Source organism: Variovorax sp. E3, from assembly GCF_016082275.1.
GTDB lineage: Bacteria > Pseudomonadota > Gammaproteobacteria > Burkholderiales > Burkholderiaceae_C > Variovorax.
The window spans coordinates 1-8,551 of the sequence record NZ_MOWM01000226.1 but is presented as its reverse complement, the minus strand read 5'-3'; the positions used below and the strand labels follow the sequence as shown (position 1 = coordinate 8,551).

At 68.8% G+C, this 8,551-nt stretch carries 9 protein-coding genes; 7 read left to right on the top strand and 2 right to left on the bottom strand.

All coding sequences use genetic code 11. The features are described 5' to 3' along the window. On the bottom strand, nt 1-229 hold a 229-nt coding region (locus tag BMG07_RS38170; RefSeq protein WP_198088838.1), incomplete at its 3' end, for an acyl-CoA dehydrogenase family protein. Between the two features lie 110 nt (nt 230-339). On the opposite strand from BMG07_RS38170, the gene BMG07_RS38165 reads away from it, so the two are divergent. The 7 genes from BMG07_RS38165 to BMG07_RS38135 all read left to right on the top strand — a co-directional run bounded on the left by BMG07_RS38165 (nt 340) and on the right by BMG07_RS38135 (nt 7,540). Then, nucleotides 340-1,353, top strand: coding sequence for an ABC transporter substrate-binding protein (locus BMG07_RS38165; protein ID WP_198088837.1), 1,014 nt, complete (start codon nt 340-342; stop codon nt 1,351-1,353). A 43-nt stretch (nt 1,354-1,396) separates the two neighbouring features. Beyond that, the gene (locus BMG07_RS38160) at nt 1,397-2,518 is read left to right on the top strand and encodes an LLM class flavin-dependent oxidoreductase (RefSeq protein WP_198088836.1); all 1,122 of its coding nucleotides are present in this window, start codon (nt 1,397-1,399) and stop codon (nt 2,516-2,518) included. A 143-nt stretch (nt 2,519-2,661) separates the two neighbouring features. Next, on the top strand, nt 2,662-3,486 hold the full coding sequence (locus BMG07_RS38155; RefSeq protein WP_198088835.1) for a class II aldolase/adducin family protein: 825 nt from the start codon (nt 2,662-2,664) through the stop codon (nt 3,484-3,486). An 11-nt stretch (nt 3,487-3,497) separates the two neighbouring features. Continuing rightward, entirely contained in the window at nt 3,498-4,493 is a 996-nt protein-coding gene (locus tag BMG07_RS38150; RefSeq protein ID WP_269759816.1) for an ABC transporter substrate-binding protein, read from the top strand. Further along, on the top strand, nt 4,490-5,479 hold the full coding sequence (locus tag BMG07_RS38145; protein WP_374221426.1) for an ABC transporter substrate-binding protein: 990 nt from the start codon (nt 4,490-4,492) through the stop codon (nt 5,477-5,479). Before BMG07_RS38150 ends, BMG07_RS38145 begins: the two co-directional genes overlap by 4 nt. Before the next feature lie 340 nt (nt 5,480-5,819). Next, entirely contained in the window at nt 5,820-6,524 is a 705-nt protein-coding gene (locus BMG07_RS38140) for a fumarylacetoacetate hydrolase family protein (RefSeq protein ID WP_198088833.1), read from the top strand. A 98-nt stretch (nt 6,525-6,622) separates the two neighbouring features. Next, complete coding sequence (locus tag BMG07_RS38135; RefSeq protein ID WP_269759815.1) at nt 6,623-7,540, top strand: AraC family transcriptional regulator; 918 nt, start codon at nt 6,623-6,625, stop codon at nt 7,538-7,540. Here the strand turns inward: BMG07_RS38135 and BMG07_RS38130 are convergent. Then, nucleotides 7,537-8,551 (bottom strand): PLP-dependent aminotransferase family protein (locus tag BMG07_RS38130; RefSeq protein WP_198088832.1); only part of this gene is annotated, 1,015 nt, incomplete at its 5' end. The two genes, BMG07_RS38135 and BMG07_RS38130, sit on opposite strands and share 4 nt — an antisense overlap.

The following is an 8,551-nucleotide window of genomic DNA, read 5'->3' as shown; positions in this document are numbered from 1 at the left end:
CCAGCGTGGCGCCGCCGCCGCCGTAGGCCGCGGGCGCCACCAGGCCGATGAGCCCGTGCGCCTGCAGTGCGTCGAAGTTCTCGCGCGGAAAGGCGCCGTCGCGGTCGTGGTCGGCGGCGGTCGCGGCAAAGCGGGCCGACAGCTGGGCCAGCAGCGCGGGGGCGGCAAGCGGCGTGGAAGGGTGTTCTTCGGCCGTGGCCGGGGGGCGTCGCAGGGGGAGTGCACTCATGGTCTGCGCACGGTAGCGGGCGGCCCGGCGACGGAAAACGACGCATCCCGCATATGCAAACTCGTTTTTCTGCGTTCGCATCCGTGGGGCCTCTGGGTACGGTCCGGGGCATGAAACCAGATTTCCCTTTGGACCGCCGACGCCTGTTGCAGGCCGCCGCCGCGTGGGGCACGGCCGCCTCGGTGGGGTGGATGGGGGCCGAAGCTTCGACGCTGTCGCCGTCGCGCGACCTGTCGGGCGTCACGCTGCGCGTAGGCACCTACAAGGGGCTCTGGCGGCCCTTGCTCACGGCTTCGGGCCAGGCCAATACGCCCTACAAGATCGACTGGCGCGAGCTCAACAACGGCGTGCTGCACATCGAGGCCATCAACGGTGACGCGCTCGACCTGGGCTCGGGCAGCGAGATCCCGCCGGTGTTCGCGGCGCGGCAGAAGTCCAGCGTGAAGCTGGTGGCCGTGACGCACGAAGACCTCAACAACCAGGCCACGCTCGCGCGCAAGGACGCGCCGATCCGCACCATTGCCGACTTCAAGGGCAAGCGCGTGGGCTACGTGCGCGCCACCACCTCGCACTACTACCTGGCCAAGCAACTGGCCGAAGCGGGCCTGTCGTTCAGCGACATCCAGGCCGTGAGCCTCACGCCGTCGGACGGCCTCTCGGCCTTCGCGCGCGGCGACCTCGACGCCTGGGCCATCTACGGCTACAACGGCCAACTGGCGCGCACGCAGTACGGTGCGCGCACCATCAAGACCGGCGTGGGCTACCTGTCGGGCAACTTCCCCATCTACGCCAACCCGCGCGCGCTGGACAACACGCTGCGCCGGGCCGCGCTGGCCGACCTGCTGCAGCGCCTGCAGCGCGCGTTCGCGTGGATCAACGGCAACTTCCTGGCCTATGCGCGCGCGCAGTCGGCCGAGACGCGCGTGCCCGTCGGCGACATCGTCGAGCTCTTCAACGGCCGCAGCGGCGACTACAGCCTGGGCCCCGTCAGCGACGCCGTGGTGCGCAGCCACCAGGACGTGGCCGACACCTTTCTGAAGATCGGCGTGCTCGACGGCCCGGCTGACGTCAAGCCGCTCTGGGACCGCGGCTTCGAGAGCGTGCTGCGCCTGCCCGCCGCCTGATTTTTTGATTGCCTCCCCCTCCACACCCGACAAGGACAACAACATGAGCCAGCCACAGCAAGACGGCGCCGTCGAATTCATCGGCATGATCCAGGGCCAGAAGGTCTCGGAGATCCACGCGGCCAAGGGCCCCTCGCTCGACCGCGACTACGTGCGCGCCTTCGCGCAGGCGCACGAGCAGGCCGGCTTCGACCGCGTGCTGGTGCCTCACCATTCGACCAGCCCCGACGCCACGCTCACGGTGGCCTATGCGGCCTCGGTGACCGAGCGCATCCACTTCATGCTCGCGCACCGCCCCGGCTTCGTGGCGCCCACGCTGGCCGCGCGGCAGTTTGCGTCGCTCGACCAGTTCAGCGGCGGCCGGCTCGGCGTGCACTACATCTCGGGCGGCTCCGACGAAGAGCAGCGCCGCGACGGCGACTGGCTCGACCACGACCAGCGCTACGCCCGCACCGACGAATACCTGGAAGTGCTGCACAAGGTGTGGACCGCCGAGAAGCCCTTCGACCACGAAGGCGCGCACTACCGCTTCCAGAACGCGTTCTCCGAAGTGAAGCCGGCGCAGACGCGTAACGGCAAGCCGCATGTGCCGGTGTACTTCGGCGGAGCGTCCGAGGCGGCGATTCCGGTCGCGGGCAAGTACGCCGACGTGTACGCGCTGTGGGGCGAGTCGCTCGACCAGGCGCGCGAGCTGACGACGCGCGTGCGCGCGGAAGCCGCGAAGCATGGGCGCGGCGTGCGCTTCTCGGTGTCGTTCCGGCCGATCCTGGCGGAGACGGAGGACGCCGCGTGGGCGCGTGCCGAGAGCATCCTGGCGGAGACCAAGCGGCTGCGCGTGGTGCAGGGCTACAACCGGGGCGGGCCGCAGCAGAGCGAAGGGGCCAAGCGGTTGCTGGCCGCAGCCGACAAGGGGCCGCGCATCGACAAGCGGCTGTGGACCGCGGTCGCGCAAGAGATCGGCGGTCGCTCGAACAGCACCGCGCTGGTCGGCACGCCGGAGCAGGTGGCCGATGCGCTGCTGGACTACTACGACCTGGGCGTGACGACCTTCCTGATCCGCGGGTTCGACCCGCTGGAGGACGCGCTGGACTATGGGCGCGAGCTGATTCCGCGCACGCGCGAATTGGTGGCGCAGCGCGTGGCCTCCGTCCGCAAGGCCGCTTGATGAATTTCTCCCTCCCTTCCGGGGGAGGGCAGGGGTGGGGGCTCGCGGCCTTGAAGACTGTCGCGATGTTGAAGCCGTCGAGCCCCCATCCCGGCCTTCCCTCAGAGGGGGAAGGAGCAAAACCCAATACCCAGGAGTCCCCGATGAGCGCCGTCCTTTCCATCGACCGCAACGCCCCCCAGCCGCTGAAACTCAACCCGAACCCGCAGCAGAAATACTGGTTCGACCCCATCCCCCCGCGCCCCACCGTGCAGGCCGAGCGCCGCCACCGCCAGGAGCGGCTGGCCGGGGCCTTCCGCCTGTTCGCGCGCTTCGGTTTCGCGCAAGGCCTGGCCGGCCACATCACCGCGCGCGACCCCGAGCTGACCGACCACTTCTGGGTCAACCCACTGGGCATTCATTTCTCGCGCATCAAGGTGTCCGACCTGCTGCTGGTCAACGCCAAGGGCGAGACCGTCATCGGCGACAGGCCGCTCAACAAGGCCGCGTTCGCCATCCACGCCGCGATCCACGAGCACAACCCGAAGATCATCGCCGCCGCCCACACGCACTCGACCTACGGCAAGGCCTGGTCCACGCTCGGGCGCAAGCTCGACACCCTCACGCAAGACAGCTGCGTGTTCCACGACGACGTGGCGCTGTTCGACGACTTCACCGGCATGGTGGTCGACAGCAGCGAGGGCGACCGCATCGCGCAGGCGCTGGGCGACAGGAAGGGCGCCATCCTCAAGAACCACGGCATCCTGACCGCCGGCCCCACGGTCGAGGCGGCCGCGTGGTGGTACATCGCGCTGGACAACGCCTGCCACACGCAATTGCTGGCCGAAGCCGCCGGCAAGCCGCAGCCCATCGACGAAGAAACCGCGCGCCACACGCACGGCCAGATCGGCGGCCCCGAAGGCGCGATCCATTCGTTCGACAGCTTGTACGAAGGCCTGGTCGAAGCCGAACCCGAGCTGCTGCTGTGATGGCGAACGCAATGCCTCTTTCGCGCCGCAGCGTGCTGCGCGCCGGCGGTGCCGCCGCCGTGGTCGCCTCGGGCAGCCTCATCGCGTCGCAGGCCTTCTCGCAGCAGTCGCGCAAGCTCACCTTTGCATGGAACGCCGCCGCGTTCTGCCTCTCGCCCGTGGTGGTGGCGCAGGAGCGCGGCTACTTCGAGCGCAACGGCCTGCAGGTCGACCTCATCAACTACACGGGCTCGACCGACCAGTTGCTGGAGTCGCTGGCCACCGCCAAGGCCGACGCGGCCGTGGGCATGATCCACCGCTGGCTCAAGCCGCTGGAGTCGGGCTTCGACGTGAAGATCGTCGGCAGCTCGCACGGCGGCTGCGTGCGGCTGGTCGGCGCCAGGAGCGCGGGCGTGAGCGACATCGCGAGCCTGAAGGGCAAGGTCATCGGCGTGTCCGACCTCGCGAGCCCGGGCAAGAACTTCTTCTCGATCCTGCTCACCAAGCACGGCATCGACGCCGACAAGGACGTCACCTGGCGCCAGTACCCGGCCGACCTGCTCGACATTGCCGTGAAGAAGGGCGAGATCCACGCCATTGCCGACGGCGACCCCAACATCTACCTGATCGAGAAGCGCAATAAAGGCGCGTACGTCGAGGTGGCGAGCAACCTCTCGGGCGAATACAAGGACAAGGTCTGCTGCATCGTCGGCGCGCGCGGCGAGCTCGTGCGCAAGGACAAGGCGACCGTCGCCTCGCTGGTGCGCGCCATTGCCCAGGCCTCCGACCACGTGGCCGAGAACCCCAACGAATCGGCCAAGCTGTTCGCCAAGTACTCGCCCAACGTGGCGGTGGAAGACCTGCGCGCCTTGCTTGGCACGCTCACCCACAATCACCACCCGCTGGGCCGCAGCCTGCGCGACGAGGTGGAGTTCTACGCACGCGATTTCCGTGGCGTGGGCGTGCTCAAGAAAAGCACGGACCCGGTGCGTTTCGCCGAGCACGTTTCCTTCGACCCGCTCGCATGAGCAAGCAACGAACCTTCATGACCCCCAACAGTTCACGCCGCCGGTTTCTCGTTCAGGGCGCATCGGTCGCAGCCGCAACAGCAGCCGTGGCCGCAGCGCCGGGCATCGTTTCCGCACAAGGCCGCCCGGTGCTCAAGGCCGGCGACCAGAAGGGCGGCCTGCGCGCGCTGCTCGAAGCGGCGGGCGGGCTCGAGGGCCTGGGCTACGACATCCAGTGGTCGGAGTTCCCGGCCGCCGCGCCGTTGGCCGAAGCCCTCAACGCCGCGGCGGTCGACTCCGGCCCCATCGGCGACGCCCCGCTGATCTTCGCGCTGGCCGCCGGCACCCGTGTGAAAGCCATCGGCGCCAACCGCTCCGATTCCTACGGCACCGCAGTGCTCGTGCGCCCCGATTCGACGCTGAAGACCGCGGCCGACCTCAAGGGCAAGAGCATCGCCACCAACCGGGGCTCCATCGGCCATTACGTCACGCTCAAGGCCGTCACCTCCGCCGGCCTCAAGCCCGAGGACGTGAACATCCGCTTCCTGGCCCCCGCCGACGCCAAGCTCGCGCTCACGCAGGGTTCGGTCGACGCCTGGGCCACGTGGGAGCCGTACACGGCCCTGGCCGAGGTGAGTCACCACGCGCGCGTGCTGGTCAGCGGACGCGGGCTGCTGCCGGGCCTGAGCTACCTCGCCGCCACGGACAACGCCATCGCAGCCAAGCGGCCGGTGCTGCAGGACTTTTTGCAGCGCGTGGTGAAGGCACAGCTCTGGTCGTATCGCAACGTCGACGCCTACTCGGCGGCGTTGGCGCGGATCATCGGCATTCCGCCCGAGGCCGCAAAGCTGCAGTTCGAACGGCGCCAGCAGAAGTGGGTGGCCATCGATGCGCAGGTCATTGCCGATCAGCAGGGGACGGCGGACTTTTATCGCCAGGTCGGGCTTATCAAGCAGCCTCTGGATGTGAAGGGTACGTTCGATACCGGTTTTGGGGTGGCCGGCTAGCTGTTCGGGGTGCGCTCACGCCGACGGTGTGCTCTGCTCCGCGAATGTCCCCCGGGGCTTCGCCCCTCCTCCTTTATTTCGCTGCGCAGAGCACACCATCAGCGTGAGCGTTATCGGAGCACTTGTTGATCGGCCGCGAACCGACAGCGTGCCCAGGTGCACAGGGCACCGGGTACTCCCCGCAGCGAAATAAAGGAGGAGGGGCGCAGCCCCGGGGGACATTCGCGGAGGGGAGTACCCGGTGTCCTGTGCACACGCCAAAGAAGGAAACCGTAACTGAGTCCAAGAGCCGCATAGACGCGTCCCTGGAACGCGCCCAGTCGCTGGATAGAGTCAAAGCATGACCAACGCCACCGACACCCTCTACGCCATCGCACCCGCGCCCGTCAGCTCCCTGCCCATCCAGGGCGAGCGCGCACGCTTTCCGGTCAACCGCATCTTCTGCGTCGGCCGCAACTACTCCGAACACGCCCGCGAAATGGGCCACAACCCCGATCGCGAGCCGCCGTTCTTCTTCATGAAGCCGGCCAGCGCCATCGTCGCGGACGGTGGTGAATTCGCGTACCCCACGCTCTCGAACGACGTCCATCACGAGATCGAGCTTGTCGTCGCGCTCAAGACCGGCGGCTCGAACATCGCCGCCGCCGACGCATTGGCCCACGTGTACGGCTACGCCGTCGGCCTCGACATGACCCGCCGCGACCTGCAGGGCGAGGCCAAGAAAATGGGCCGCCCCTGGGACACCGGCAAGGCCTTCGACGGCTCCGCCCCTTGCGGTGAATTGGTGCCCGTGGCCAAGGCCGGCCACCCCGCCACCGGCGAGATCCGCCTCGAAGTCAATGGCGCGCAACGCCAGGTCGGCGACCTGGGCGACATGATCTGGAACGTGCCCGACACCATCGCCTACCTCTCGACGCTGTTCACCCTGCAGCCCGGCGACCTCATCTTCACCGGCACCCCCGCCGGCGTGGCCGCCGTGCAGCGCGGCGACCGCATGCGCGGCACCGTGGCGGGCGTCGGCGCGCTCGAAGTCGTGGTCGTCTGACCCTGCCGCCGGTTCGGCCCGCGCATCGGGCCGCGAGTTGGCGTACCCTCGCGGGCAGAAGCAAGCCCGCCGCCACGCCTGTTCGTCCGTTCGCTCCGATGCGCCCCTCTCCCTCCACGTCCGTTCGCACCTACGGCATGCACGAGCGTGCCGACCATCTCGACTTCGACATCCGCTTCCAGGGAGCGCGCAACGAACTCACGCTGCCGCACCGGCATGCGTACTTCCAGATCCAGATCGGCATCGAAGGGCATTCGCAACAGGCCATCGGCGGCGAAGTGCGCCCCTTCGGCCCGCGCCACCTGAGCTTCGTGCTGCCGTACCGGGTGCACGTCATTCCGCATCCGCCCGAGGCGCTCTACTGCATCGTCAACTTCGACCAGCGCTTCCTGTGGCCCGAGCTCGAGGTCGATGCGCTCGACCTGGACGACGTGTCGCTCGCGCGCTATCCCGACCTCGCGCCCTTCCTGTTCCAGGAGTACGTCGACTTTGCGTTCGACGAGGCCGACTTCGCGCGCATCCGCGGCTGGCTCGACGAGCTGCACGGGCTGAATACGGGCCGCAACTTCGGCGCCAAGATCGCGATGCGCGGCATCGTGCAGCAGATCATCGGGCTGGCCTGCATGCGGCAGGAGCAGGCGCTGATGCGGCTCTCGCTGCAGCACAACGGCAAGACCTCGCAGCGCGACGCGTTGCAACGCGTGGTGCGCTACGTGCGCGACAACCTCGACAAGCCGCTGTCGCTCACCGACGCGGCCGCGGCCGCATTCCTGTCGCCCAACTACCTGGCCAACCTGCTGCGCAAGGAAACCGACCGCACTTTCACCGACCTCGTGACCGAGCGGCGCATCGAACGCGCGAAGGAGCTGCTCTCGTCCACTTCGCTGCTGGTGCGAGAGATCGCGCACCAGTGCGGCTTCACCGACGAGGCGTATTTCAACCGGCGCTTTCGCCAATGGGTGGGGTCCACGCCGCGCAATTTCCGGCGTGACCATGTGGTGAGCGCGCGCGGTTAGCCGCCGCTGTCCGCCGCCCGCGCCAACAGCGACAGCCGCTTCACCAGCGGCTCGAACAGTTCCGCCGGCGTATTGCCGTATCCCAGCACCAGCCCGTTGTCCGCCGGCGTCGGCTGCATCGCAAAGCCCGACAGCGGCGACGGCGCGATGCGGTGCTTCAGCGCTTCGGTGGCGATTTTCCGGTCGTCGAAGCGCGCGGGCAGCCGCACCGTCAGGTGCAGGCCGCAATAGCCGCCGTCGATGTCGTGCGGCACCTTCAGGTGCTTCTGCAGCGCGAGCCGCAGCGCCTGCTGGCGGTCGCGGTACAGCCGCCGCATGCGGCCCAGGTGCCGGCTGAACTGGCCGCTCTCGATGAAGTCGGCCATGGCCAGTTGTTCATAGCGGTGGCCGCCGCGCAGCATTTCTTCCAGCGGCGCCTGCACGGCCGGCACCAGTTGCTCGGGCAGCACCAGGAAGCCGAGCCGCAGCGACGGAAACATCGTCTTGCTGAAGGTGCCGACATACAGCACCGGCGCTTGCGGCACCAGCCCCTGCATGGCGCCGATGGGGTCGCCGGTGTGGCGGAACTCGCTGTCGTAGTCGTCCTCGATGATCCATGCGCCGTGCGCGCGCGCCTGCGCGATCAGGTCGAGCCGCCGCGCAATGCCCAGCACCGCACCGGCCGGGTACTGGTGCGAAGGCGTGGTGTAGACCAGCCTTGGCGGGTGCTTGCGCCAGTCTTGCGGGCTCGCGCACAGGCCTTCGGCGTCGACGCGCATCGGCACGATGCGCATGTCGCCCGCGTGCATGGCGGCCTTGGCGCCCCGGTAGCCCGGGTCTTCGACCCAGCCGGTGTCGCCGGGGTTCGCCAGCAGTTTCACGCACAGCGAGATGGCCTCTTGCGCGCCCTCGGCAATGACGACCTGCTCGGGCTCGCAGCGCACGCCGCGCGCCACCGACAGATGCCGCGCAATGGCCGCGCGCAGCGGCGGCTCGCCGAGCGGGTCGCCGTAGCCCAGCGCGGATGCGCCC